This window comes from Solirhodobacter olei (genome assembly GCF_004010155.1).
Lineage (GTDB): Bacteria > Pseudomonadota > Alphaproteobacteria > Rhodobacterales > Rhodobacteraceae > Solirhodobacter > Solirhodobacter olei.
This window is the reverse complement of the sequence record NZ_RRYH01000023.1, coordinates 16,879-41,170: the sequence shown is the minus strand read 5'-3', so window position 1 is coordinate 41,170 and position 24,292 is coordinate 16,879. Positions and strand designations below refer to the sequence as shown.

Sequence of the window (24,292 nt, the reverse complement as noted above, 5' to 3'; positions counted from 1 at the left end):
CGTCAGGAGGGCCGCATGCGCATCGGACTCTACCCGGGCACGTTCGACCCGGTCACCCTGGGCCATCTCGATATCATCGAGCGCGCGACGGTGCTGGTCGACCGGCTGGTGATCGGCGTGGCGATCAACCGCGACAAGGGGCCGCTTTTCTCGCTCGAAGAGCGGGTTGCGATGCTCGAGGCGGAATGCGCCGCGCTTGCGCGCAAGACCGGGATCGAGATCGTCGCCCATCCGTTCGAGAACCTTCTGATCGACTGCGCCCGCGATGTCGGCGCGCAGGTGATCATCCGCGGCCTCAGGGCCGTGGCGGATTTCGAGTATGAATACCAGATGGTCGGCATGAACCGCGCGCTCGACGCCTCGATCGAGACGGTCTTCCTGATGGCGGAAGCGCGGCACCAGGCGATTGCCTCGAAACTGGTGAAGGAGATCGCGCGGCTCGGCGGGGATGTGTCGAAATTCGTTTCCCCTGCGGTGCGCGAGGCGCTTCTGGCCCGGCTCGGCTAGGGGGGGAAGCCGCCGTCAGCGACGGGCGGCGGCCTCGTTGGCAATCTGCGCGATGGTGCCGGCGTCCAGGTGATGCTCGGCCCGTACCTCGGCTGGCAGCGCGGTCAGTTCGGCCACGGTGCGGCGGTACGTGCGGTAGGCGCGGAAGCGTTGGCTCAGCGATTTCATGGGCTTGGCCTCCTTACCTTACGCGCCGTAGATCGCGCGGCGGGCGATGGCCGGGATGTCGCCATCGTAGATGTCGAGGTCGAGTTTCAGGTCGTTGGGCAGCTGGCGCAGCTGCGAAACAGTGCGCCGGTAGGCGGCGGCGTTGCGGAGCGCGCTGCGGACTTCGCGGAAGGTTTTCATGGTCTGGCTCCTTTCGGATCTCTTGGCGACCTTTCGTCGTCGCACAACAGATGGACCCGAAGCCCCTCACCAACAACCGACAGCTTGGCCCTGCCGCTATGCGCCGAACGCATAGGCTCTGCAAAATTGTCTTGGCTCTTGATCTATGTCAAATCCCGGCGGCCCGGCCCCGAAGGGGGCAGGCGACGGAGGTTTCCATTTTGGGGAAGGGGGCGGGCCCGGGGCCCGCAGGGGAATCGGGGCACCCCCGAAGGGATGCCCCGTAGAGTTCAGATGAGCTTGCCCATCGCAACGGCGGTATCGCTCATGCGGTTGGAGAAGCCCCATTCGTTGTCGTACCAGCTCAGCACGCGGATGAAGTTCGCCGGCAGCGCCTTGGTCTGATCGGCCGCGAAGGTCGAGGAATGGGCGTTGTGGTTGTAGTCGTGCGAGACCAGCGGCGCGGTCTCGTAGCCCAGCACGCCCTTCAGCTTGCCTTCCGAGGCGGCCTTGATCGCGGCGTTGATCTCTTCCACGGTCGCGCTCTTCTCCAGCACCACCTTCAGGTCGATGCAGGAGACGTTCGGCGTCGGCACGCGGACGGAGGAGCCGTCCAGCTTGCCCTTCAGCCGCGGCAGCACCAGGCCCAGCGCCCTGGCCGCGCCGGTCGAGGTCGGGATCATCGACATCGCCGCGGCGCGGGCGCGGTAAAGGTCCTCGTGCAGCGTGTCGAGCGTCGGCTGGTCGCCGGTGTAGCTGTGGATCGTGGTCATGAAGCCGGTAACGATGCCGAAGTTGTCGTCCAGCACGCTGGCGACCGGCGCCAGGCAGTTCGTGGTGCAGGAGCCATTGGAGACGACGATGTCATCCTTGGTCAGCGTGTCGTGGTTGACCCCGAAGACGATCGTCTTGTCCGCCCCATCGCCGGGTGCCGAGATCAGCACGCGCTTGGCGCCGGTCGACAGGTGCGGCTGCACCTTTTCCTTCGAGGTGAAGATGCCGGTGCATTCCATGATGATGTCGACATCGCCCCAGGGCAGGTCCGCCGGGTTGCGGATCGCGGTCACGCGCATCGGGCCGCGGCCGGCGTCGATCGTGTCGGCGGTCGTGGTCACGGTATGCGGGAAGCGGCCGTGGACCGAGTCGTAGCGCAGCAGGTGCGCGTTGGTCTCGACCGGGCCAAGGTCGTTGATCGCCACCACTTCGATATCCGTCCGGCCGGACTCGATGATCGCGCGCAGCACGTTCCGGCCGATCCGGCCGAACCCGTTGATGGCTACCTTCACAGTCATGGCATCTTCCTTTCACAGATTGCAGCGGCCCGGGGGATTGGCGAGGCGCCCGTGGGCCCCCGGGCGGAGGCTCCCCGGCCTGTCAGCGGCCTATCGCCAGAATTCGAGGAAATCAATGAAGGCGGTTAGTTCCCGCCCAGCGAAGATAAGTCCTTGGGAGCGGAAGGCAAAGTGATCCACCGCAAGCGCCGCTGTCACGAAAGCGGCAAGGATCAGGGCAATGCGGTCGGTCACCGATACGCTCCGCCGGGAGAGTAACCCGGGCGCAACTGCGCGCCCGGGGCAGGGGGATCCGTCAGGGGATCAGAGCAGCTCCTTGACCTTGGCGGCCGCGGCTTCGGCGGTAATGCCGAAATGCTCGTAGAGTTCCGGCGCCGGGGCGGAGGCGCCGAAGCCCTCCATCCCGATAAAGGCCGATTTCGCCTCGCGCCCGCGCTCGCCCAGCAGCCAGCGGTCCCAGCCCTGGCGGCCGGCGGCCTCGATGGCGATGCGCACCGGTCCGGCCGGCAGCACCTTCTTGCGATAGCTTTCGGGCTGAGCCGCGAAAAGCTCCATGCAGGGCATGGAGACGACGCGGGTGCCGATGCCCTCGGCCTCCAGCATCGCCTTGGCCTTCATCGCGATCTCGACCTCCGATCCGGTCGCGATCAAGATCGCCTTGCGCTTGCCCTCCGCCTCGGCCAGCACGTAGCCGCCCTGCGCGGTGAGGTTGCGGTTGGTATGCGTGGTGCGCACCGTCGGCAGGTTCTGCCGCGACAGCGCGAGGACCGAAGGGGTGGAGGTCGAGCTCAGCGCCAGTTCCCAGGCCTCGGCCGTCTCCACCGTGTCGGCGGGGCGGAAGACCCAGGTGTTGGGCGTGGCGCGGCAGATCCCGAGATGCTCCACCGGCTGGTGGGTCGGACCGTCCTCGCCCAGGCCGATCGAGTCATGCGTCATGACGTAGATCGAGGGCGCCCCCATCAGCGCCGAAAGCCGCATCGCGCCGCGGGCATAGTCGGTGAAGCACAGGAAGGTGCCGCCATAGGGCCGGACGCCGCCGTGCAGCACCATGCCGTTCATCGCCGCCGCCATGCCATGTTCGCGGATGCCGTAGTGGATATAGCGGCCCTTGCGGTTCTCGGGCGTGAACATGCCCAGATCGCCCGTCCGGGTGTTGTTGGAACCGGTCAGGTCGGCCGAGCCGCCGATGTTTTCCGGCATCACCGGGTTGATTACCTCCAGCGCCATTTCCGAGGCCTTCCGCGTGGCGACCTTCGGCTGCGCCTCGCTGACCTGCTTCTTCAGCGCGCGGACGACGGCGGAGAGCTTCTTCGGTGCCACGCGGTCGGTGACGCGGGTGAATTCCGCCTGCCGGGCCGCGGACAGCGCCGCAAGGCGATCCTCCCATTCCGTGCGGACCTTGCTGCCGCGCGCGCCGATGGCTTCCCATTCCGCCTTGATGTCGGCGGGCACCACGAAGGGCGGGTAATCCCAGCCGTAGATCTCGCGCACCTTGGCGATCTCTTCAGGGCCGAGCGGCGAGCCATGCGCCCCCGCAGTGTCCTGCTTCTTCGGCGAGCCGAATCCGATATGGGTCTTGCAGTCGATGAAGACGGGCTTGGAGGAGGCCTTCGCGGCCGTCATCGCCCGGTCGATATCATCGGGGTCGTGCCCGTCGCAGTGAAGCACGGTCCAGCCGGCCGCGGCGAAGCGCGCGCGCTGGTCGGTGATGTCCGACAGGCTCACCTTGCCGTCGATCGAGATGCCGTTGTTGTCCCAAAGGACGATCAACTTCGAAAGCTGCTGGCAGCCGGCAAGGCCGATTGCCTCGTGGCTGATCCCCTCCATCAGGCATCCGTCGCCCGCGATCACCCAGGTGTGGTGGTCGACGATCTTGCGGCCGAAGCGGGCGCGCAGCGCCTCCTCGGCAATGGCGAAGCCCACGGAATTGGCGATGCCCTGGCCCAGCGGGCCGGTCGTCGTCTCGATTCCCTTGGCATGGCCGTATTCCGGGTGGCCCGCGGTTTTCGAGCCCCATTGCCGGAAGTTGCGGATCTCCTCGATCGACATGTCGGGCGAACCGGTCAGATGCAAGAGGCCGTAAAGCAGCATGGAGCCGTGCCCGGCCGAAAGGATGAAGCGGTCGCGATCCGGCCAGTCGGGGTTTTTCGCGTCGAACTTCAGGTGCTTCGAAAACAGCACCGTCGCGACGTCGGCCATGCCCATCGGCATGCCGGGGTGGCCGGAATTCGCGGCCTGAACAGCGTCGATCGCCAGCATCCGCAGGGCCGAGGCCCGGCGCCAGTGTTCGGGATGCTGGTTCCGAAGGGTGGCGATATCCAAGGTAAGTCTCCTCCGCTTGCGGGCGCGCCCGAGTGGCACCGCTGCCCTGATACCAAGCTTTCGCCGTAGTTCAAGCGCAGCCGCGCCTCTGCGCGGCCTCCGGCGCATCGGCGGCGAGGGGCCAAGCGCAGGATTGTGGGAAGAAATCGCCCGGCGCTTCGGTTTATCATGGGCCAAAGGGAGCGTCGGCGCGATTCGCCGCAAGCCCCCCGGAGCGGAAGGAGCAGGCGATGGACGATCTGGAAGATTATGAACGGCGGATCGGCCAGGCCCTGGACCGCATCGGCGCCGGGATCGAGGCGCTGGATGCGCTGGAACTGCGCTATCCCTCGGCCGGCGGGCCCGCGGGCGACGATGCCGAGAAGGCCGAACTGGCCGAGGCGCTGGCCGCCGAGCGCGACGCGAATGCCCAGTTGAACGAGCGCGTGCGGCTTCTGCATGAAAAGCAGGCCGGGGTCGTGGCGCCGCTGGAGGCGCGTGTGCAGGCGCTTCTCAAGCAGGTCGACGAGCAGGCGCTGGAGCTGCAGAAGCTCAAGGCCACGAATGTTCAATTACGCGAGACCATGCGCGCCATGCGCGAAACGGCGGAGGGCGGCGGCGAGGACGGGCTGGCCGCGGAGCTGGCCGAGCTGAAGGCGGCGCGCGCCGCCGAGCTGGCCGAGCTGGACAGCATTCTGGCCGAGCTGAAGCCGCTGATCGGGGAGACGAGCCATGCCTGAGGTCACCATCACCATCGGCGGCCGCCCCTTCGACGTCGCCTGTCAGGCCGGAGAGGAACATTTTCTGCGCTCGGCCGCGAAGCTTCTGGACAACGAGGCCTCCTCGCTGCTCGACCAGATCGGCCGGATGCCCGAGGCGCGGATGCTTCTGATGGCAGGGCTGATGCTGGCCGACCGGCTGGCGGGGACCGAGGACCAGATGCGGGTGCAGGGCGGAAAGCTCGCCAAGCTGGAGGCGGAGCTCGAAGAATTCCGCTCGCGTCCCGCGCCGGCCCCGGCGCGGATCGAGGTGCCGGTGCTGCCGCGCGCGGTGACAGAGACGCTTGCCGAAGTCGCCGCCCGCAGCGAGGCGCTGGCCGCGGCGCTGGCCGACCGGCTGCCGCCGGCGTCCGATCCCCCGCCGCCCTCGGCCTGACGGCCCGGCGGCGGGGCTGCGTCACGCGATCAGGCGTTCGCTTCGCGGATCTTGTCGGCGGCTTCCTTGTCGTAGGCGACGCCCTTGGACTCGAAGAGCTGGTCGAGTTCGCCCGACAGCGTCATTTCGGTCACGATATCGCAGCCGCCCACGAATTCGCCCTTCACGTAAAGCTGCGGGATCGTCGGCCACTCCGAGAAATCCTTGATGCCCTGGCGGATCTCCGGATCCTCCAGCACGTTCACATCGGCGAAATCGACGCCCATGTAGTTCAGCACCCCGGCCACCCGGCTGGAGAAGCCGCATTGCGGCATCATCTTGGTGCCTTTCATGAACAGCACCACGTCATGCGCTGCCACGGTGTCGCGGATCGTATCCTGAGCGCTCATCTGCGAGCCCTTTCCTTGTCTCGCGGCCGGGGAGGGGTCCCGCGCCGCCCATGCTGTCATCGCCGGGTCAGGCCGGCGCCTTCGTCGTCAGCGCCAGCGCATGCAGCTCGCCGCTCGGTCCGTCCATCTTGCCCTTCAGGCTCTGGTAGACGGCACGCTGCTGCTGCACGCGGTTGAGGCCGCGGAAGCTTTCGTCGATCACCTCTGCGGCCCAGTGGTTGCCGTCTCCGGCGAGGTCCGTAATGGTGATCTTCGCCTCGGGAAAGGCGTCGCGGATCAGTTTCTCGATGTCCTGGGCTTCCATCGCCATGGGGCGCAAATGTCCTCTGTGGTTCGGCGATGAATCTATTGCGCGCCTCGGTGGGCCGCAAGGGCGCGGCCCCGGCAGGCGGAAAAAATCCCCGTCGCGGCATTCTTCCCCACGGTCCGAGGGCCGCGCCAGGCCGCGACGGGCGGCGCGGTTACAGGCTGTAGGCCAGCCTGAGCGCGCCCCAATGGCGGCCATTGACGCGGATCGGGGCGGAAAGGTCCTTCATGATGGCGAACTCGCCGCCGCCCATGTCGCGGCGGTAGACCTGCAGCAGAAAGGGCGCGGTGGAGCGGCCGGCCTTCAGCCCCACCCGGTCGTCGAAGATCCGCCGGTTGCGGCAATGCGCCGCGTTCCAGGCCGGGTCGGGTCCCTGTGGCTGCGAGAACTTGCGGTTATGCGTCGGCAGATACCCGTTCCGGTCGATCGCGGCGCAGAAGACGATGCGGTGGTCGCGCGCCAGCACCGGCTCCTGCAGCGCGGGCAGCACCTGATCGGTAAAGGCCGTGAAGCCGGTGGTGACCTGCTGCGGATCGGTCCCCGGCACCGGGCGATACCGGCTGTCGAATAGCTGGGCCTCGCTGATCTTGTGGCGGGCGATCCCCTGCTCGAAGGCCCGGCCGATATCGGCGGCGACCGTCATCGCCAGTTCGATGAACTGCCGGTCGCCGCCGCTTTCGCCGCCTGCGCCGACCGTGCCCTGCACCAGCGCCTCGGAGGTGTCGACCAGCGTCTCGATCTTCCGGTGCGCGGCATGGATCCCGGCGGCGGTGGAGCGCGCGGCGGCCTCGATCTCCTCCACCGCGGGCAGGACGGCCTCTGCCGCCGCGCCGGTTTCCGCCGCCTGGCCGGCGATGGCGCCGGCGCCCTCGCTCGCCTTGCGCGTGCCGGCAGAGATCGCGGCCATGGCCTGGTCCGTTTCCGCCGCATCGGCCAGCAGCGCCGCGGCGTCGCCCGCCACCTCTCCGGCCTCGCGCCGCATCAGCCCGACCTGACCGGAGAGCGCGCCGAGGTTGCCGCTGATCGCCGCCGCCGTCACCCCGGTCTTGGAGGCGAGCGCGTTGATTTCCTCCGCCACCACTGCAAAGCCGCGGCCGGCCTCGCCGGCACGTGCGGCCTCGATCTTGGCATTGATGGCGAGGATGGTGACCTGCCGGGCGATGCTGGCGATCTCGTCGTTTGACCTGGTCATGCCGCTCAGCATGCTGCCGACCTCCGTCATCCGGTCCTGCAGCGATTGCACCCATTCCGCGACGGTGCGGCTGCGGCTTCCTGCAAGGCGCAGCCGTTCGATCGCGCCCTCGACGACGCCAAGCGCGGCCTCGGTCGCCTCCGCAACCTCGGCGCTCGTCCGACCCATGGCGCGGTTGCCGGTGCTCAGGCGCTCAGAGGCGCGGCGCAGCTCGGCCAGCAGCGCGATCTGCCCCGCCGCATCGCGGTCGATCGCGTCAAGATGGCCCGCGACATCGACGATGTCGCGCCCGAGCGAGGCTGCCGCCCGCGCCAGCGCGTCGAGATCGGCGCCGGACGGGGCAGGGGTCTCACCCGGATCTGTCGGGCGCAGGGGCTGTGGCGTCATCGCGGCCTCACCGTTTCGGGACGGGGGCGAGGCTATGGCGCGGAGATGAAGAAAGCGTTCAGCACGCCCTCAGGCGGAGGCGTGTTCCTCGGCCTGGGCCATGGCCTCGGCGGTGGCCTCGAGGGCGAGCAGGATGGAGGCGTGTCGGTTCTTGTAGTCGCGCGCCGGCAGGAGCACCTCAAGCCCGTCGAAGGGCGCCTCGGGCACCGGTCCGCCCTCCTTCAGCATGGCGCGCAGCTGGTCGCGCCCGCGTTCCACCTCGGCCCGGCTGCGGCCGATCATCTGGCGGCCGACGACCGAGGCCGAGGCCTGGCCGAGCGCGCAGGCCTTCACGTCCTGGCCGAAATCAACGATCCGCCCGTCCTTCACCGCGACGTCCACGGTGATGGTGGAGCCGCAGAGCGGCGACCGCCGCTTGACGGTCGCGTCGGGGTGCTCCAGCCGCCTGGTATGGGGAATATCGGCCGCCAGCGCGAGAATGCGCTGCGAATAGAGCTTGATGAGGTCGTTGTCGCTCATGTCTTTCCCCGGCCGGTCCTGCGCCTTAGATAGAGGCGCCGGCCCGAAAAGCAAAGGAGCCACCATGCCCTTCGATCCCGACACGCTCCGCTACGATGCCGCGGGCCTGATCCCGGCCATCGCGCAGGACCACGCCTCGGGCGAGGTGCTGATGATGGCCTGGATGAACGCCGAGTCCGTCTCCCGCACCCTTGCGAGCGGCCGCGTCACCTACTGGTCGCGCTCGCGCCAGGATTTCTGGGTGAAGGGCGAAAGCTCCGGCCACCTGCAGCACCTTGTCGAGATGCGGATCGACTGTGACCGCGACTGCCTGCTGGTGCTTGTCCGGCAGGAGGGCCCCGCCTGCCACACCAACCGCCGGTCCTGCTTCTACACCGCGCTTCGCGACGGGCAGGAGGTGGAGATCCTCAAGCCCATGGCGTGATCCGGGACACGGCGCCGCCGCCCTCACGCCCCCCAGCCCGCGACCAGCCGCTCCACCGCCGCGATCCGTTCGCGCGTCGCTGGATGGCTGGCAAGCCAGGCCGGCCCGTGCCCGCTTCCCGCCAGCGCCGCCATCTTGCGGAAAAGCGAGATCTGCGGCCCGGATCCGATCCCGGCCTTGGCCAGCAGCGCCGCGGCATAGGCGTCGGCCTCGTATTCGTCCTGCCGCGAGAGCCGCGCCGCCAGCAGCCGGGTGATCCCCTCGCCAAGCCATGCCCCGAAGCCCGGCACCAGCCGCGAGGCGATCGCCACCAGCACCGCCCGCATCGCATTTTGGGCAGAGAAGTCGATCATCCGACGCCGCGCGTGACCCAGCGCGACATGGCCCAGTTCATGGGCGATCACGCTCGCCATCTCCTCCGCCGTCACCGCGCCCGAGCGGTAGCGCTCGTAGAAGCCGCGCGTCAGGAAGATCTGCCCGTCTGGCGCGGCAAGCCCGTTGACCTCCGGCACCTCGTAGACGCGCACCGGCACCGCCTGCACCCCCAGCGCCGCCGCCAGCCGGTCGCAGATCTCCAGAAGCCGCGCATCGGCCAGGTCGGAGGATTTTCCGTTGAGCTCCCGCAGCGTCCGCCAGGCCGAGAAATGCCACAGCAGGTAGCCGACACCCAGCGCGAAGAGGAGAGGCAGCAGCCGCGACATCGCTCAGCCTTCGCCCGCCGCGTCCGCCCGCACCCGGGCGTAGAGTTCGAAGTCCTCTGCGCATTCCGCCCGCAGCCGCGCCTCGACCCCGGCCGAAAGTGCGGTCTCCGCCGGGGGCGAGACATTCACGCGTGGCAGCACGATCTCGCAGCCAAGCCGCTCCTCGAGGAAGGCGAGGAAGGCGCCCATTTCCTCGTAGGGGAAAATATGCTCCACGCCCCGCCCGTCGGGGCCGAGCAGGAATTTCGCCTGGCTGCCGACATTGGCAAATCCCGGCCGGGGTTTTTTCAGATAGGCCAGCACGAAGTCGTCGAAGCTCATGCCACGGGTGGAATTGGCCGGATGCATGACATCCTCGCGCTGGCGGAAGCGGTACCAGCTGCCCAGCCAGCTGACCGGCTCACGCATCAGCGCCACGGCGGTAAACTCCGCCTGTGCCGATTTCTCAAGCCAGGGCTGAAAGAAGCGGCGATATCGGTAAATCGGCGTGTGCTTCAGCGCCGGCGGGCGCGCGATGGCGACCTCCGCCAGCGATTCGAGCGCGCGCTCCACGGCGGTGGAGCCGGCCTTCGGTGTCGCGAGAAAGACGAGCTTCTGCTCCCAGAATACCAGCATATCGGCCCTTTTCGCCTCCGCCCCCGCTCCCGGGCCGGCTTAAACTAACTTTTAACCGAGATAGGAAAAAGTCGGATTTTAGGAAATTCGGATTGCTTTGTTCCCCATTTGATCTCATAAGGAATGGGAACAAGAAGCGAACATCACCCGCATTGCCCAGGCGGACGGGCTATGGAATAAGGAACCGAAACGATGGCGACGGCCAACCTTCTGGACTTCAACGGGACCCGTAACATGGACAAGCAGAAGGCGCTCGATTCGGCGCTCGCCCAGATCGAGCGGCAATTCGGCAAGGGCTCGATCATGCGCCTTGGCGCCGACAGCCCGGTGGCAGAGATCGCGTCGACCTCGACGGGCTCGCTGGGCCTCGACATCGCGCTCGGCATCGGCGGCCTGCCGAAGGGTCGGATCGTTGAGATCTATGGGCCGGAAAGCTCGGGCAAGACGACGCTGACGCTGCATGTCGTGGCCGAGGAGCAGAAGAAGGGCGGCGTCTGCGCCTTCGTCGACGCCGAACACGCGCTCGACCCGCAATATGCCCGCAAGCTCGGCGTGAACCTCGACGAACTGCTGATCTCTCAGCCCGACACGGGCGAGCAGGCGCTGGAGATTGTCGACACGCTGGTGCGCTCGGGCGCGGTCAGCCTCGTCGTGGTCGACTCGGTCGCGGCGCTCACGCCGAAGGCCGAGCTCGAGGGCGATATGGGCGACGCGACCGTCGGTGCCCAGGCCCGGCTGATGAGCCAGGCGATGCGCAAGCTGACCGCCTCGATCAGCCGCTCGAACTGCATGGTGATCTTCATCAACCAGATCCGGATGAAGATCGGCGTCATGTTCGGCAGCCCGGAAACCACCACCGGCGGCAACGCGCTGAAGTTCTACGCCTCGGTCCGGCTCGACATCCGCCGCATCGGCGCGATCAAGGATCGTGACGAGGTTGTCGGCAACGCGACCCGCGTGAAGGTGGTGAAGAACAAGGTCGCGCCGCCCTTCAAGCAGGTCGAGTTCGACATCATGTACGGCGAAGGCATCTCCAAGACCGGCGAGCTTCTCGACCTCGGCGTCAAGGCCGGCGTGGTGGAGAAGTCCGGCGCCTGGTATTCCTACGGTGACGAGCGCATCGGCCAGGGCCGCGAGAACGCCAAGGCCTTCCTGAAATCGAACGCCACCGTGGCGGCCGAGATCGAGGACAAGATCCGTGCCAGCCACGGTCTCGAATTCGGGGTGAGCGGCGAAGGCGAAAGCGACGACTCCGTCCTCGACGAGTGATCCGCCTTGGGCGGGCCTCCGGCGCGGAGATCCGGCGACTGAAAGGGATGGGGGGCTGCGGCCCCCTTTCTTCTGTCTGCAAATATCCTCGGGGGAGCGTCGCAGGCGCCGGGGGCGGAAGCCCCCATCCCGGCAGGGCAAGGGTTCCGGTGGACAGTCTGCGTGCAGATGGCTAAATGCTGTCCGACCGCCGACAAGCCCCGATGAGGCCTCCGCCATGCCTTCGCTGAACGATATCCGTTCCACCTTCCTCGATTTCTTCGCGCGCAACGGCCACACGCCGGTGGCCTCCAGCCCGCTGGTGCCGCGCAACGACCCCACGCTGATGTTCGTGAACTCCGGCATGGTGCAGTTCAAGAATGTCTTCACCGGGGTCGAGCACCGCGACTACAAGCGTGCCACCACCGCGCAGAAATGCGTCCGCGCCGGCGGCAAGCACAACGACCTCGACAATGTCGGCTACACCGCGCGCCACCATACCTTCTTCGAAATGCTGGGGAATTTCTCCTTCGGCGACTATTTCAAGGAAAGCGCGATCCCCTACGCCTGGGAGCTTCTGACCAAGGATTTCGCGATCCCGAAGGACAAGCTCCTCGTTACCGTCTATCACACCGATGACGAGGCGGCCGAGATCTGGAAGAAGGTCGCGGGCCTGCCGGACGAGCGCATCATCCGCATCCCGACCAACGACAACTTCTGGCAGATGGGCCCCACCGGCCCCTGCGGTCCCTGCACCGAGATATTCTTCGACCACGGCGAGCACATCCCCGGCGGCCCGCCCGGCAGCCCGGACGAGGACGGCGACCGCTTCATCGAGATCTGGAACCTCGTCTTCATGCAGAACGAGCAGTTCGAGGACGGCTCGATGGTGCCGCTGCCCAACCAGTCGATCGACACCGGCATGGGGCTGGAGCGGATCGGCGCACTCCTGCAGGGCAAGCACGACAACTACGACACCGACCTGATGCGCAGCCTGATCGAGGCGTCGGCGCACGCCACCTCGACCGACCCGGACGGGACCGGCCGCGTCCATCACCGGGTGATCGCGGACCACCTGCGCTCCACCTCCTTCCTGATCGCCGACGGGGTGATGCCCTCGAATGACGGCCGCGGCTACGTGCTGCGCCGGATCATGCGCCGCGCCATGCGCCACGCGCATCTGCTGGGGGCCAAGGATCCGGTGATGTACCGCCTCGTCCCGGCGCTGCTGCGCCAGATGGGTGCGGCCTATCCGGAACTCGGTCGCGCCCAGGCGCTGATCGAAGAGACCCTGAAGCTGGAGGAGACCCGCTTCAAGCAGACGCTCGACCGCGGGCTGCGGCTGCTCGACGACGAGCTTTCCCGGCTGCCCTCCGGCGGCGCGCTGCCGGGCGAGGCGGCCTTCCGGCTTTACGACACCTACGGCTTCCCGCTCGATCTCACGCAGGACGCGCTGCGCGAGAAGGGGCTGACCGTCGATGTCGCCGGCTTCGAGGCGGCGATGGCCGAGCAGAAGGCCAAGGCCCGCGCCAGCTGGGCCGGCTCGGGCGAAACCAAGGACGCCGCGATCTGGTTCGACATCGCCGAGGCGACCGGCGCCACAGAGTTCCTCGGCTACGACACCGAGGTGGCGGAGGGCCAGATCCTCGCGCTTGTCGCGGACGGCAAGCGCACCGCCGAGGCGGGGCAGGGCGAGGCGGTGCAGATCGTCCTCAACCAGACCCCGTTCTATGCCGAAAGCGGCGGCCAGGTCGGCGACACCGGCATGCTCTCGACCGAAAGCGGCAAGGCCCGGATCACCGAGACGCGGAAATCCCAGGGCGTCTTCATCCACTTCGCAGAGGTGACCGAGGGCAAGATCCTCCCCGGCCAGGGGGCGGCGCTCACCGTCGACCACGCCCGCCGCAGCGCGATCCGCGCCAACCACTCGGCGACGCACCTGCTCAACGAAGCGCTGCGCAACACGCTCGGCCAGCACATCGCCCAGCGGGGCAGCCTCAACGCGCCCGACCGGCTGCGCTTCGACTTCTCCCACACCAAGGCGGTCACGGCGGACGAGATGGCGGCGGTCGAATCCGAGATCAACGCCATGATCCGTCAGGACGGCGCGGTGGAAACCCGCATCATGACGCCGGATGACGCCCGCGCCATCGGCGCACAGGCGCTCTTCGGCGAAAAATACGGCGACGAGGTGCGCGTGGTCTCCATGGGCACGCAGGCGGGGACCGGCAAGGGCCTCGACGGGCAGACCTATTCGCTGGAACTCTGCGGCGGCACCCATGTCGCCCGGCTGGGCGAGATCGGGCTCTGCGTGCTTCTGTCCGACAGCGCGTCCTCTGCCGGCGTGCGCCGGATCGAGGCGCTGACGGGGCAGCGTGCGCTCGACTGGCTGGCAGAGGAGCGGCGGCGGCTGGCCGCGGTCTCCGAGGTCGTCAAGGCCCCGGCCGCGGAGCTTGCCGACCGCGTCAAGGCGCTGATGGACGAGCGCCGCGCGCTGCAGAACGAGGTGGCCCAGCTCCGGCGCGAGCTCGCCATGGGCGGCGGCGCCTCGGGCGGGGCGGAGGCGCGCGAGATCGGCGGCGTGAAATTCGTGGCGCAGGTGCTGACCGGTGTCTCCGGCAAGGACCTTCCGGCGCTGATCGACGAAATGAAGGCCCGGCTCGGCTCCGGCGCGGTGCTGCTGATCGCCGACACGGGGGCCAAGCCCGCGGTGGCGGCCGGGGTCACGGCGGACCTGACGGACCGTCTCTCGGCCGTCGACATCGTCAAGGCGGCGGCGGCGGCGCTCGGCGGCAAGGGCGGCGGCGGCCGGCCCGACCTGGCCCAGGCCGGTGGCGCGGATGCCGGCCAGGCCGAGGCGGCGATCGCGGCGGCGGAAGCCGTGCTCGCGGCGCAGGAAACCGTTTGAGGAGAATGAGATGAGCGCACTCTGGATCGCCCACGTCACCGTCACCGATGCCGAGGCCTATGGCCGCTACGCGAAGGGTGCCACCGAGGCGATCGCGGCCCACGGCGGCGTCTTCATCGCCCGTGGCGGCCGCTACGTTCAGCTCGAGGGGGCCGACCGGGCGCGCAACGTCGTGGCCCGCTTCCCCTCGGTCGAGGCGGCGGTGGAGTGTTACAACTCTCCCGCCTACCAAGAGGCGCTGAGCCACGCCAAGGGCGCGGCGGTGCGCGATCTGGTGGTGGTGGAAGAAGCCGCCCCCTGACGGTCGCACGGCGCGGCCCGGCCCGAGATGGCGGTGCGCAGCACCGCTGGGCCGGCGCCCGGACGGATGGGCGCTTCTCGCACCTCAACACCCCGGCAAACCCAAGGGGTTCTTCACACCATCAACGGACAGACGCGAACCATCGCGGGCGCCGCCCCTCTGCCGCGTAGGGTGCGCATTCATTGCGCACCGCCCCCCCCGGCGTCACCTCAGTGCTTGCCCCAACGCAGGATCTGCTCCGGGTGCAGCTGCCCCAGCCAGGTCTCCGACAGTGCCTTGCCGTCCATCGAGAGATAGGCCCGGATATCCACGGTCTCGACCGTCTTTGCCGCCTTCACGTCGAAGATCAGCCGCCAGTTCTTCGTCCCCACCACCGGCAGCACGTAGGGGTTGATGATCTTCACCCCGTCGGGCGCCGAGACCTCCGGCGTCACCCCCGACGACTGGTTGAGCCCGTCGAGCGCCGGCCCGGCGAAGTCCACCGCCACCTTGATCTGATCCTTGGGCCGCTCCTGCCCGGGCACGCCGCCGCGGCCCAGCCGCGTGGCAACGGTACGGGCCAGCTTCCAGTCCACCGGCTCCTCGCGACCCCAGTACTGCTTGTAATCAAGCGAAACCCGATCGCCCGCCTTCACCGGTGCCTCGGGCACCCAGTAGGCGACGATATTGTCGAAGATCTCGTCATCCGTCGGGATTTCGACCAGCTGCACCGCGCCCTTGCCCCAGTCGCCCTTGGGGGCGATCCAGACAGAGGGGCGCTTGTTGTAGAACACACCATCGTCCTGGTAGTGGTCGAAATTCCGGTCGCGCTGGATCAGGCCGAAGCCCTTCGGATTGTCGTCGGCGAAGCTCGACGTCACCACCCGGTCGGGATCGTTCAGCGGCCGCCAGATCCGCTCGCCCGTGCCCGAGATCATGGCCAGCCCGTCGCTGTCATGCACCTCGGGGCGCCAGTCGAAGCCCTGCAGCCGGTTCTCCTCCGAATACCAGAACATCGAGGTCAGGGGTGCGATCCCCAGCCGCTTCACCTCCTTGCGGAAATAGAACCGCGTCGCGATGTCGAGGACCTGCCCGTCATGGTCGCGCCCCGAGATCCTGAGCGCCCCGGTGACCGAGGGGCCATCCATCAGCGCGTAGATCGTGGCCGTGCCATCCGCCGCGCCCTCGATCCAGAAGGCGGTGAAGCGGGGGAATTCCTCGGGCGTGGAAAGGCCGGTGTCGATCGCCACGGCGCGGGCCGAAAGCCCGTATTGCCGGTCGGCGCCATCGGTGCGGAAATAGGCCGCGCCGAGGAAGCTGATCCAGTCGCTCTTCAGGTCCGGGCGCATGATCCGGAAGCCCGCGAAGCCGGCCTGGCCCTCGATGGCGCGGGCCGGGCTGTCCTCGGGCATGTCGAAGTAGCTCGCAGTATAGGTGACCTCGCGCGCCTCGCCGTTCTCGACCAGGTGCAGAGCAACGGGCGTGCGGAAATAGGTGCCCTCGTGGAAGAACTGCAGCGGCACGGGACCGGCGTAGACGGTGTGATCCGGCTTGAAGCGGATGTGCCAGTAGGCGTCGTAGTCGATCTTGTCGTAAAGCGCGGGGTCCTTGACCACCGGCGCCTTGTAGGGCTGGCCGGCCAGCGCCTCCGCCCGCGCCATCAGCGCCTCGAAGGAGAACGGCTGCGCAGGGCCGAGATCCGGGGTGAAGCCCGCGCCCTCGGCCCGCGCCATTGGCACGGAATTCAGAAGCAACAGGGCGGGAAGACTGCCGATCAGGCTGCGGCGGGAAAGACGGGGCGACACGAAGCACTCCTATGGACACACCGAGCGCGTCCATAACGCCAAATCCCGTGGCTGAAAAGCGCGCGCGGCGCCCCCCGAAGGCGCGTCAGCGCCGCGCCGCCGGTGCCCGGTCCTCCGCGCCCTGGCAGAGCGGATCGAGCGCGATCGAGGCCCCCAGCACCGTTGGTGCGGACGTGCAGCTCACCCAGTCCGTCCGCTTGCCGAGGATGTAATCCATCCGCGCGAAGAACAGCTTGTAGGGATCGGCGACGGTCGCGGGCCCGTTGGCCAGAAGCGGGGACAGCTCCAGCCCCGTCATGGCGTCGGGGGCCGAGAAGTCCTGTGCGTTCGACCGGATCGCAAGCGTCACCGTGCTGCCGCGCCCGGCCGGCGTCGCGGTCAGCGTGAAGCGGTAGTCGATGGTGACGCTGTGCATGTGGATGAAGCCGTTGAAGTAGCGGTCGATATCTACCCCGCCGGGCGTGGCCTTCACGCTGACGTCCCGGGCCGGCGCGGTCAGCCGAACGACCTCCTCGGCCGCCGCCAGCGCCTTGGCCGGCGGCACGTCGGCATAATGGCGCGTGGTGGCCTGCGCCGCGTAATCCTTGGTCCAGAGCGGAACCTGCGTCCCGCAGCCGGCCACGGCCAGCGCGAAAAGAAGGGGAATGTGTTTCATCCGGTGGCCTCCCAATTGCGATCAAACGCAGATCGGGCGCCGTTCCGTCCCGCCCGCGCCCTATATGTTGGTCCACCCGCCGTCGATGGCAATTGCCTGCCCGGTGATAAAGCTCGATTCCTCCGACGCCAGGAACACGGCCAGCGCCGCGATCTCCTCCGGTCTGCCGATCCGGCCCATCGGCTGGCGGGCGATGAAGGCGGCCCGCGCGGTCTCGTAATCCCCCTGCGCCCGCATCCGGCCCTCGAGCGAGGGGCTTTCCACCGTCGCCGGGCAGATCGCGTTGCAGCGTATGCCCTTGCCGATGAAATCCGCGGCGACGGATTTCGTCATCCCGATCACGGCGGCCTTCGTCGCGCCGTAGACGAAGCGGTTCGGCGCCGCGATGATCGAGGAGGCGGCAGAGGCCATGTTGACCACAGAGCCCCCACCCGCAGCGATCATCGCCGGAAGAAAGGATTTCATTACGGTGTATTGGCCGCGGACGTTCAGGTTGAAGCTGAAGTCGAATGCGGCCTCGTCGCAGTCCAGGATGGTGCCGTGATGCACGAAGCCCGCGCAGTTGAAGAGCACGTCGACCGCGCCGGTCTTCCCGGCCAGCGCCGCCACGGCGTCCCGGTCGGTGACGTCAAGCCGATGCGTCTCGATCCCCTCCGCCGCCAGCGCTTCCAGTGCCTCGGCGTTCACGTCGGTCGCGATCACCCGCGCGCCCTCGGCGGCGAAGGCCCGCGCGGTGGCCAGGCCGATCCCCGCGCCGCTGGCGGTGCAGAAGGCCGTCTTTCCCTGCAATCTCATATCTCTACGCACCTTTCCTTACATGACCGCGCCGATCTGCCAGGGCACGAATTCCGTGCCCCCGAAGCCCAGCTCCTCGCTTTTCGTATGCGCGCCAGAGGCCACGGCGATAATCTTCTCGAAGATCTCCTCGCCCTTGGCCTCCACGCTCACCCCGTCGGAGATGATATCGCCGCAGTTCACGTCCATGTCCTCGGACATCCGGCCATACATCTCGGAATTCGTGGCCAGCTTCACGCAGGGCGAGGGTTTGTAGCCCGAAACCGACCCGCGCCCCGTGGTGAACACGATCATCGTCGCGCCAGAGGCGATCTGCCCGGTGACGGAGGCCGGATCGTAGCCGGGGCTGTCCATGTAGACGAAGCCCGGCGTTGTGATCGGCTCGCCGTACTTGTAGACGCCCGACAGCGGCGCCATGCCGCCCTTCGCCACTGCGCCAAGCGACTTTTCAAGGATCGTGGTCAGCCCGCCGCGCTTGTTGCCGGGCGAGGGGTTGTTGTCCATCTCGCCCTCGTTGCGGGCGGTGTAATCCTCCCACCAGCGGATCCGCTCGATCAGCTTCTCGCCGACGTCCTGCGAGACCGCCCGCCGCGTCAGCAGATGCTCCGCCCCGTAGATTTCCGGCGTCTCGGACAGGATCGTGGTCCCGCCGTGCCGCACCAGCAGGTCCGAGGCATAGCCCAGCGCCGGGTTGGCGGTGATGCCGGAATAGCCGTCGGACCCGCCGCATTGCAGCCCCACGGTCAGGTGGCTGACGGGCTGCGGCGTGCGCCGGGCCTTGTCGGCCTCCACCGCCATCTCGCGCAGCACCTCCAGCGCGCGCTCGATCGTGCGCCGCGTGCCGCCGGACTGCTGGATCGTCATGTAGCGGAAGTTGCCGTCCTCGCGCAGCTTGTCGCGGCCGACGAGGTCGGGGATCTGCATCACCTCGCAGCCGAGGCCCAGAAGCAGGATCCCCCCAAAATTCGGGTTCTTGGCGTAGCCGGCCAGCGTGCGATAGAGCGTCCGGTAGCCCTCGTTCGTGGCCGACATGCCGCAGCCGGTCTGATGGGTGATCGGCACCACCCCGTCGATGTTCCCGAAGGCCTGCAGCGCCGGGTCCCGCTCCGCCGCCTCGGCGACGAACCGCGCCACGCTCCCCGAGCAGTTCACCGAGGTCAGGATGCCCAGGTAGTTGCGCGTCCCCACCTTGCCATCGGCCCGCAGGTAGCCCTGGAAGGTCCGCGCCGCGGGCACCGCCGGCAGGGGCCGGCACGCGGAGCCGATGGCGTAGTCCGTGGAGTGCGGGCCCATCCCCAGGTTGTGCGAATGGACCCAGGCCCCGGCCGGGATCGCCTCGGTGGCAACCCCGATCGTCTGGCCATAGCGCATCACCGGCGCGCCCGCCGGGATCGCCACGGCTGCGATCTTGTGGCCGCGCTGGACCTTCTCGGCCAGCACCACGCCCTCGGCCTCTTCGCCGGGCGGCAGATCGCGGAGCGCGATCACGACATTGTCGACCGGACTCAGCCGTATGGCGGTCTTGCCCATCTCCATGCTCTCATGCTCCTTGGATGCGGGGGCCGCTTGACCGTGCCAGCGGCGCAGGACTAACATATTAGCATGTTACAGATGCCCGACGATGCTCCGCAAGGCCAAACTCCGGGCGTGGACCGTCTCCGCCCGGTAGAGGCGTTCACAGGCTCGCTGGCCCAGAAGACCTACCAGACCCTGCGCGAGGCGATCATAGGCCTCATCTACCGCCCCGGCGAGGCGCTGAAGAAGCCCGAGATCTGCGAACGCCTCGGCGTTTCCCGCTCGCCAGTGTCGGAGGCCATTGCCCGCCTCGCAGCAGAGGGGCTGGTGGACGTGGTTCCCCAGGCCGGTACCTTCGTCGCCCGCTTCTCGATGGAGGAGATTCGCGAGGGCGCCTTCCGCCGCGAGGCGATCGAACTGGCCGCGGTGGAGGAGATCGCGCCGCGCATGACAGAGGCGCAGCTTGTCGAGCTGCGCCGCAACCTCCGCGTGCAGGAGGTGCTGGTGGAAGACGGCGACTTCGCCGGTTTCTACAAGATGGATGGCGAGATGCACGCGCTGATCCTTTCGCTGACCGGCCATCGCAAGCTGGTGCAGGTGGCCGATACCGCCTGGGTGCATGTGAACCGCGCGCGTCAGCTGGTCCTTCCGATGCAGGGCCGGGTGGAAGAGACGCTGGCCGAGCATCGCGCCATCCTCGATGCGCTTGAGGCCCGCGACCCCGAGGGCGCGCGCCAGGCGATGCGCCGCCACCTGCGTCAGCTTCTGACACACCTGGAACCGCTGGAGCGCGACCACCCGGAGCTGTTCCTGGCAGAGCGCAAGGTCTGATCCGGGCCGAAGCGCGGGGTCGTGGCGGTCCGGTTTGGGCCGTCCGCACGATGCGGCGGTGCGATACGGTGCCAAAGCGGTGCAAAAGCGGTGCTTTTTCGGTATCGGGTTTTCGGCGCATTTTCAGCCTCTTGGCCGGGTTTTTCGCGCACGGATGAACCCTGCCGGCACGCACCGTCAGGGCTTTCTTAACCGGCTTGATCCGAAAGTCAGCCCGGCGCGGCGATCCGGTAGAACTCCGCCGCCGTCCCGCCGAAGATCCGCGCCTGCGCGCCCGGTCCGAGATGCGCCGTAAGCCGGTCCGCCACCGCATGCCATTCGCCATATTCCGCCCGCAGCCGGCAGACGGGCCAGTCGGACCCCCACATGACCCGCTCCGCCCCGAAGGCCTCCAGGACATGGGCGGCATAGGGGGCGAGGTCTTCCTCGCTCCAGTCCTCTGCCGCTTCCGTGACAAGCCCGGAAAGCTTGCAATAGGCGCCGGCCTCTGCCAGCCGCGCCATGCCCTCGGCCCAGCTGGCGAATGACGCCTCCGAACGGCTGCGGATCTGCGGCTTCATGCAATGGTCGATGACCGTGCGAAGTTCGGAATATCGTTGAAGAATGATGTGGAAGTTATTGAGATGGCGTGGAAAACCGAGCGCATCGAATCCTGTGCCCAGATCGCAGAGCGCCCGGAACGCCCATTGCACATCATCGCGCAGCATCCAGTCGTCATCCGGGATGTCCTGGATCATTGGCCGGACGGATTTGAATTTCGGATGGCCCGCGAGCCGTTTAAGCACAGCCGCCTGCGCCGGGTCCTCGAAATCGATCCATCCGACGACGGCCACGACAGAGGGTGTCGCATCGGCGATCCCCAGTATGTACTCGGTCTCCTCGACCGTCGGTGCGGCCTGCACGACCACCGTCGCATCTACCCCGGCGGCCACCCTCTGGGGGCCGAGGTCGGCCGGACCATAGACCCGGGCCAGCACCGGATCGTCCTTCGGCATCCAGCCGTAATCTCCGCGGGCGGGGTTCCAGAAATGCTGATGGGCGTCGATCCGCATCTATCCCTCCACCGGTGCATCCGCGCGCATGAGCCCCGCAGCCTTCAGCTCATCCCAAAGTGCCGATGGTATTTCTGCCTTGTCAGCCATCAGGTTAGAGGCCATTTCTGATGTTCCTTGCCCGCCCGGAATGACCGAAACCACCGCCGGATGGCGCAGCGGAAACTGGAAGGCCGCATCCACCAGCCGCACACCGTGGCGTTGGCATATGGCCTCGATCCGCCCGACGCGGTCGAGGATCTCCTGCGGCGCCACGTCGTAGTTGTAGAACGCCCCGGGTCGCGGCCCCGTTGCCAGGACGCCCGAGTTGTAGGGCCCGCCGACGACCACGCCGATGCCGCGCTCGGTGCAGAGCGGCAGGAAGCTTTCCAACGCCTCCTGCTCCAGCAGGGTATAGCGCCCCGCCAGCAGGAACAGGTCGAAATCCCCCCGTTCGGCCAGCCACTGGCAGCTCTGCCATTCGTTCACGCCCGCCCCGAAGGCGCGGATCACTCCCTCGTCGCGGAGCTTCCGAAGCGCGCGGTAACCGCCCGACATCAGCTCGGCCATCTTGGCGTCCAACACCTCGCGGGTGCCGTGGTTGAACAGGTCGAGGTCATGCGCATAGAGCACGTCGACGCGGTCAACCCCAAGCCGCTCCAGCGAAAATTCCAGCGAGCGCAGGACGCCGTCGTAGCTGTAGTCGTAGATCTCCCGCCGGGCCGGAACGTCGAACCACTTGCCGAACCCGTCCCGCGCCTCAGGTGCCGTGGCGTGGAGGATCCGCCCGACCTTGGTCGAGAGCACATAGTCCTCGCGCCGCTTTCCGCGCAGAAGCCGGTTCAGCCGCGTCTCCGCCAGCCCCAGCCCGTAAAGCGGCGCGGTGTCGAAATAGCGGATGCCGGCGGCCCAGGCGGCCTCCAGCACCGCCTCGGCCTCGTCTTCCGAGATCGCGCGGTAGAGATTGCCGAGCGGCGCCGTCCCGAAGCCGAGTTCGGTAAACGTCAGCCCGCCATTGCCGAGCCGGTCCCAGTGCCGCGTCTTCAGTGCCATGCGATCCTCCCGGCCGGCTTATTTCACCGCGCCGGCCGCCATGCCCTTGATGATATAGCGCTCCAGCACCACGCCGATCACGATCAGCGGCAGGATAGCCGCGAAGCTCAGTGCGGCCATGGCCCACCAGCTGATGCCCTGCGATCCGGTCTGGCTTGCCACCATCACCGGCAGCGTCACCGCATTCGTGCCGGTCAGCAGGGCTGCGAAGAAATATTCGTTCCAGGTCAGGACCATGGACAGGATGAAGGCCGCCACCATCCCCGGTGCCGCGATCGGCAGCACGATGGTCAGGAACGCCCCCCAGATCGACAGGCCATCGACCATCGCCGCCTCCTCCAGCTCCGTCGGGATCGATCCGAACTGGTCGCGCATGATCCAGATGACGATGGGCAGCACGGTGAGCGTGTAGATCATGATCAGCCCGAAGCGCGTGTCGACCAGCGCGAGGTCGCGGTAGAGGACGAGGAAGGGCAGGGCAAGCACCACCGGCGGCAGGATCAGCTGGCTTAGGAAGAAGAACGAGATATCCGGGTTCCGCATGAAGCCGAACTTGTAGCTGAACCGGCTCAGCCCATAGGCCGCGCAGGAGCCGAGCCCAACGGCGAGGGCCGAGGAACTGATCGAGGCGATCATCGAATTCTCGAAGCGCAGCAGGAACTGGTCGCGCACGGTGGAGACCTGGCCGATCGTGTCGGGCGAGAGGCCGAGGGAACGCCAGCCGAGCCAGTTCGGCTTGAAGTCCCACCAGGGCACGATATGGCCACGCATCACGTCCGGCGCGGTCTTGAAGGCCGTCGTGATGGTCCAGTAGATCGGGAAGAGGCAGACCACGGCCCAGAAGATGAGGATCGCGTAGATTGCGAAGCGCCCGGCGAAACGGCGGGCCTTGAAGGAGCGGTCGGCCGGGCTGTCGTGAAAGATCTGTGCGGTTGTCTCGGCCATCTCAGTACCTCGGGTTCATCCAGCGGTCGACCAGCTTCATCAGCACCGTCATCGCGGCGACGATGATCACCAGGTAGAACATCGCCAGAAGCGTGCCGTAGCCGACGTTGGAGCGGTCCCGGTAGACGCGGTAGATGTAGCTCGTCACGCTGTCGGTCGCCCCGCCCGGGCCGCCCGAGGTGACGGTGATGATGATGTCGGCGAGCTTCAGCTTGAAGATGATGCGGATCAGCACCGCGGTAAGCGAGACCGGCAGCATCAGCGGAAAGGTCACCTCCCAGAACGACTTCCAGCCGCTGGCGCCGTCTACGCGGGCGGCCTCCTGAAGCTCTCTCGGGATTGCCTGAAGCCCGGCGAGAATCATGATCATCATGAAGGGGATAAAGGTCCAGGCGTCCATCGCCTCGATTGCCGCGCGCGCGACCCAGGGCGAACCAAAGAAGGAGGGGTTCTCCCACCCCAGATAGCGGGCGAGATGCGCGATCGGGCCGAAGCGGATCTCCAGCATCGACTTGCCGATCATCCACGAGACGGCCACGGGCGAGAGCATCAGCGGCAGAAGGAAGGAAACGCGGAAAAATTTCCGCGCACGGATGTCCGCGGCCAGCAGCAGCGCAAGGCCGAAGGCGATCGCGTATTCCACAGCGATCGCAAGGACATAGTAGACCATGTTGAGAAGCGCGTTCCAGAAGAACGTGTCGCCCCACATCTGCCGGACATTGGCCAGCCCGTTGAAATGCGGCCCCTCGGAGGAGGCCAGGTTCCAGTCCGAAAACGCGATGGAGAGCCCGAAGAGAAGCGGGAAGACCACCATCGCCACGGTGAAGAGCGCGGCCGGCAGCACGAAAAGCACGCGCTTGCCCTGTTCGCCCCGGAGCACCACCTGACCCCAGCAGAGGCAGACGGCCCAGAAGGCATAGGCGTAAAGCGTCGGCCGCCAGTTGGCGAAGCCGACCTTCATCAGGTTGTAGCTCTGCGCGAATTGCAGTGCCGCGACGATCGCGAGAACCGCGAAACTGCCCCAGATCATGCCCCGTCCGAACAGCCGCCGGCGCGCGGAAATCGCGTCGCCGGTAACCACGTGGAGCCGCTCGCTTATGTCTGCCATTG

The 24,292-nt window shown here is 67.5% G+C and carries 27 protein-coding genes; 8 read left to right on the top strand and 19 right to left on the bottom strand.

Going from position 1 to position 24,292, the window contains the following annotated elements:
- Positions 1 to 15: 15 nt before the first annotated feature.
- Positions 16 to 507, top strand: coding sequence for a pantetheine-phosphate adenylyltransferase (gene coaD / locus EIP85_RS15840; protein WP_127903192.1), 492 nt, complete (start codon positions 16 to 18; stop codon positions 505 to 507).
- Between the two features lie 15 nt (positions 508 to 522).
- Here coaD and EIP85_RS22855 read toward each other — a convergent pair whose 3' ends face one another.
- The 5 genes from EIP85_RS22855 to tkt all read right to left on the bottom strand — a co-directional run bounded on the left by EIP85_RS22855 (position 523) and on the right by tkt (position 4,448).
- On the bottom strand, positions 523 to 675 hold the full coding sequence (locus tag EIP85_RS22855; RefSeq protein WP_164871763.1) for a hypothetical protein: 153 nt from the start codon (positions 673 to 675) through the stop codon (positions 523 to 525).
- Positions 676 to 693: 18 nt separating this feature from the next.
- Positions 694 to 855, bottom strand: coding sequence for a hypothetical protein (locus tag EIP85_RS22850; protein ID WP_164871762.1), 162 nt, complete (start codon positions 853 to 855; stop codon positions 694 to 696).
- A gap of 269 nt (positions 856 to 1,124) precedes the next feature.
- Positions 1,125 to 2,126 carry a type I glyceraldehyde-3-phosphate dehydrogenase gene (gap, locus tag EIP85_RS15835; RefSeq protein WP_127903191.1) on the bottom strand — a complete coding sequence of 334 codons (1,002 nt, stop codon included), beginning with the start codon at positions 2,124 to 2,126 and terminating at the stop codon, positions 1,125 to 1,127.
- A 90-nt stretch (positions 2,127 to 2,216) separates the two neighbouring features.
- Positions 2,217 to 2,360: a hypothetical protein gene (locus tag EIP85_RS22845; protein WP_164871761.1), complete on the bottom strand. Its 144-nt coding sequence runs from the start codon at positions 2,358 to 2,360 to the stop codon at positions 2,217 to 2,219.
- 69 nt (positions 2,361 to 2,429) lie between these two features.
- Positions 2,430 to 4,448 carry a transketolase gene (gene tkt / locus EIP85_RS15830; protein ID WP_127903190.1) on the bottom strand — a complete coding sequence of 673 codons (2,019 nt, stop codon included), beginning with the start codon at positions 4,446 to 4,448 and terminating at the stop codon, positions 2,430 to 2,432.
- 230 nt (positions 4,449 to 4,678) lie between these two features.
- On the opposite strand from tkt, the gene EIP85_RS15825 reads away from it, so the two are divergent.
- Positions 4,679 to 5,167, top strand: a complete 489-nt coding sequence (locus EIP85_RS15825) for a hypothetical protein (protein ID WP_127903189.1) — start codon at positions 4,679 to 4,681, stop codon at positions 5,165 to 5,167.
- Positions 5,160 to 5,582 carry a cell division protein ZapA gene (locus EIP85_RS15820; protein ID WP_127903188.1) on the top strand — a complete coding sequence of 141 codons (423 nt, stop codon included), beginning with the start codon at positions 5,160 to 5,162 and terminating at the stop codon, positions 5,580 to 5,582. Before EIP85_RS15825 ends, EIP85_RS15820 begins: the two co-directional genes overlap by 8 nt.
- A gap of 29 nt (positions 5,583 to 5,611) precedes the next feature.
- On the opposite strand, the gene grxD is transcribed toward EIP85_RS15820, so the two are convergent.
- From grxD to EIP85_RS15800, 4 genes are all read right to left on the bottom strand, one after another.
- Positions 5,612 to 5,971, bottom strand: coding sequence for a Grx4 family monothiol glutaredoxin (gene grxD, locus EIP85_RS15815; protein WP_127903187.1), 360 nt, complete (start codon positions 5,969 to 5,971; stop codon positions 5,612 to 5,614).
- Between the two features lie 67 nt (positions 5,972 to 6,038).
- Positions 6,039 to 6,281 carry a BolA/IbaG family iron-sulfur metabolism protein gene (locus EIP85_RS15810; protein ID WP_127903186.1) on the bottom strand — a complete coding sequence of 81 codons (243 nt, stop codon included), beginning with the start codon at positions 6,279 to 6,281 and terminating at the stop codon, positions 6,039 to 6,041.
- 151 nt (positions 6,282 to 6,432) lie between these two features.
- A complete protein-coding gene (locus EIP85_RS15805; protein WP_127903185.1) occupies positions 6,433 to 7,857 on the bottom strand; it encodes a methyl-accepting chemotaxis protein in 1,425 nt (474 codons plus the stop codon).
- A 69-nt stretch (positions 7,858 to 7,926) separates the two neighbouring features.
- Positions 7,927 to 8,376 carry an iron-sulfur cluster assembly scaffold protein gene (locus EIP85_RS15800; RefSeq protein WP_127903184.1) on the bottom strand — a complete coding sequence of 150 codons (450 nt, stop codon included), beginning with the start codon at positions 8,374 to 8,376 and terminating at the stop codon, positions 7,927 to 7,929.
- Between the two features lie 64 nt (positions 8,377 to 8,440).
- Between EIP85_RS15800 and hisI the strand changes: the two genes are divergently transcribed.
- Positions 8,441 to 8,800, top strand: a complete 360-nt coding sequence (gene hisI / locus EIP85_RS15795; RefSeq protein ID WP_127903183.1) for a phosphoribosyl-AMP cyclohydrolase — start codon at positions 8,441 to 8,443, stop codon at positions 8,798 to 8,800.
- 23 nt (positions 8,801 to 8,823) lie between these two features.
- On the opposite strand, the gene EIP85_RS15790 is transcribed toward hisI, so the two are convergent.
- Together EIP85_RS15790 and EIP85_RS15785 are read right to left on the bottom strand one after the other, a co-directional pair.
- Positions 8,824 to 9,501: a M48 family metalloprotease gene (locus tag EIP85_RS15790; RefSeq protein ID WP_127903182.1), complete on the bottom strand. Its 678-nt coding sequence runs from the start codon at positions 9,499 to 9,501 to the stop codon at positions 8,824 to 8,826.
- 3 nt (positions 9,502 to 9,504) lie between these two features.
- Positions 9,505 to 10,116, bottom strand: a complete 612-nt coding sequence (locus tag EIP85_RS15785) for a sulfotransferase family 2 domain-containing protein (RefSeq protein ID WP_127903181.1) — start codon at positions 10,114 to 10,116, stop codon at positions 9,505 to 9,507.
- A 192-nt stretch (positions 10,117 to 10,308) separates the two neighbouring features.
- Between EIP85_RS15785 and recA the strand changes: the two genes are divergently transcribed.
- The 3 genes from recA to EIP85_RS15770 all read left to right on the top strand — a co-directional run bounded on the left by recA (position 10,309) and on the right by EIP85_RS15770 (position 14,573).
- Positions 10,309 to 11,385 (top strand): recombinase RecA, encoded by a 1,077-nt coding sequence (recA, locus tag EIP85_RS15780; protein ID WP_127903180.1) that lies wholly within the window; start codon positions 10,309 to 10,311, stop codon positions 11,383 to 11,385.
- A gap of 217 nt (positions 11,386 to 11,602) precedes the next feature.
- A complete protein-coding gene (gene alaS / locus EIP85_RS15775; protein WP_127903179.1) occupies positions 11,603 to 14,272 on the top strand; it encodes an alanine--tRNA ligase in 2,670 nt (889 codons plus the stop codon).
- 10 nt (positions 14,273 to 14,282) lie between these two features.
- Positions 14,283 to 14,573, top strand: a complete 291-nt coding sequence (locus tag EIP85_RS15770) for a DUF1330 domain-containing protein (RefSeq protein ID WP_127903178.1) — start codon at positions 14,283 to 14,285, stop codon at positions 14,571 to 14,573.
- Positions 14,574 to 14,782: 209 nt separating this feature from the next.
- Here EIP85_RS15770 and EIP85_RS15765 read toward each other — a convergent pair whose 3' ends face one another.
- The 4 genes from EIP85_RS15765 to EIP85_RS15750 all read right to left on the bottom strand — a co-directional run bounded on the left by EIP85_RS15765 (position 14,783) and on the right by EIP85_RS15750 (position 19,343).
- Positions 14,783 to 16,357 carry an OpgD/OpgG family glucan biosynthesis protein gene (locus EIP85_RS15765; protein WP_241560063.1) on the bottom strand — a complete coding sequence of 525 codons (1,575 nt, stop codon included), beginning with the start codon at positions 16,355 to 16,357 and terminating at the stop codon, positions 14,783 to 14,785.
- An 85-nt stretch (positions 16,358 to 16,442) separates the two neighbouring features.
- Positions 16,443 to 17,012, bottom strand: a complete 570-nt coding sequence (locus EIP85_RS15760) for a hypothetical protein (protein WP_127903177.1) — start codon at positions 17,010 to 17,012, stop codon at positions 16,443 to 16,445.
- Positions 17,013 to 17,072: 60 nt separating this feature from the next.
- Positions 17,073 to 17,807 carry an SDR family oxidoreductase gene (locus tag EIP85_RS15755; RefSeq protein WP_127903176.1) on the bottom strand — a complete coding sequence of 245 codons (735 nt, stop codon included), beginning with the start codon at positions 17,805 to 17,807 and terminating at the stop codon, positions 17,073 to 17,075.
- 18 nt (positions 17,808 to 17,825) lie between these two features.
- On the bottom strand, positions 17,826 to 19,343 hold the full coding sequence (locus EIP85_RS15750; RefSeq protein ID WP_127903175.1) for a UxaA family hydrolase: 1,518 nt from the start codon (positions 19,341 to 19,343) through the stop codon (positions 17,826 to 17,828).
- Between the two features lie 75 nt (positions 19,344 to 19,418).
- Between EIP85_RS15750 and EIP85_RS15745 the strand changes: the two genes are divergently transcribed.
- Positions 19,419 to 20,153 carry a GntR family transcriptional regulator gene (locus tag EIP85_RS15745; protein ID WP_127903174.1) on the top strand — a complete coding sequence of 245 codons (735 nt, stop codon included), beginning with the start codon at positions 19,419 to 19,421 and terminating at the stop codon, positions 20,151 to 20,153.
- A gap of 209 nt (positions 20,154 to 20,362) precedes the next feature.
- On the opposite strand, the gene EIP85_RS15740 is transcribed toward EIP85_RS15745, so the two are convergent.
- Genes EIP85_RS15740 through EIP85_RS15725 form a run of 4 tightly spaced genes read right to left on the bottom strand, consistent with a single transcriptional unit; the run spans position 20,363 to position 24,290 of the window.
- Complete coding sequence (locus EIP85_RS15740) at positions 20,363 to 21,205, bottom strand: amidohydrolase family protein (RefSeq protein WP_127903173.1); 843 nt, start codon at positions 21,203 to 21,205, stop codon at positions 20,363 to 20,365.
- Complete coding sequence (locus tag EIP85_RS15735; RefSeq protein ID WP_127903172.1) at positions 21,206 to 22,237, bottom strand: aldo/keto reductase; 1,032 nt, start codon at positions 22,235 to 22,237, stop codon at positions 21,206 to 21,208.
- An 18-nt stretch (positions 22,238 to 22,255) separates the two neighbouring features.
- Entirely contained in the window at positions 22,256 to 23,182 is a 927-nt protein-coding gene (locus EIP85_RS15730) for a carbohydrate ABC transporter permease (protein ID WP_127903171.1), read from the bottom strand.
- Between the two features lies 1 nt (position 23,183).
- Entirely contained in the window at positions 23,184 to 24,290 is a 1,107-nt protein-coding gene (locus EIP85_RS15725) for a carbohydrate ABC transporter permease (RefSeq protein ID WP_127903170.1), read from the bottom strand.
- Positions 24,291 to 24,292 lie beyond the last annotated feature (2 nt).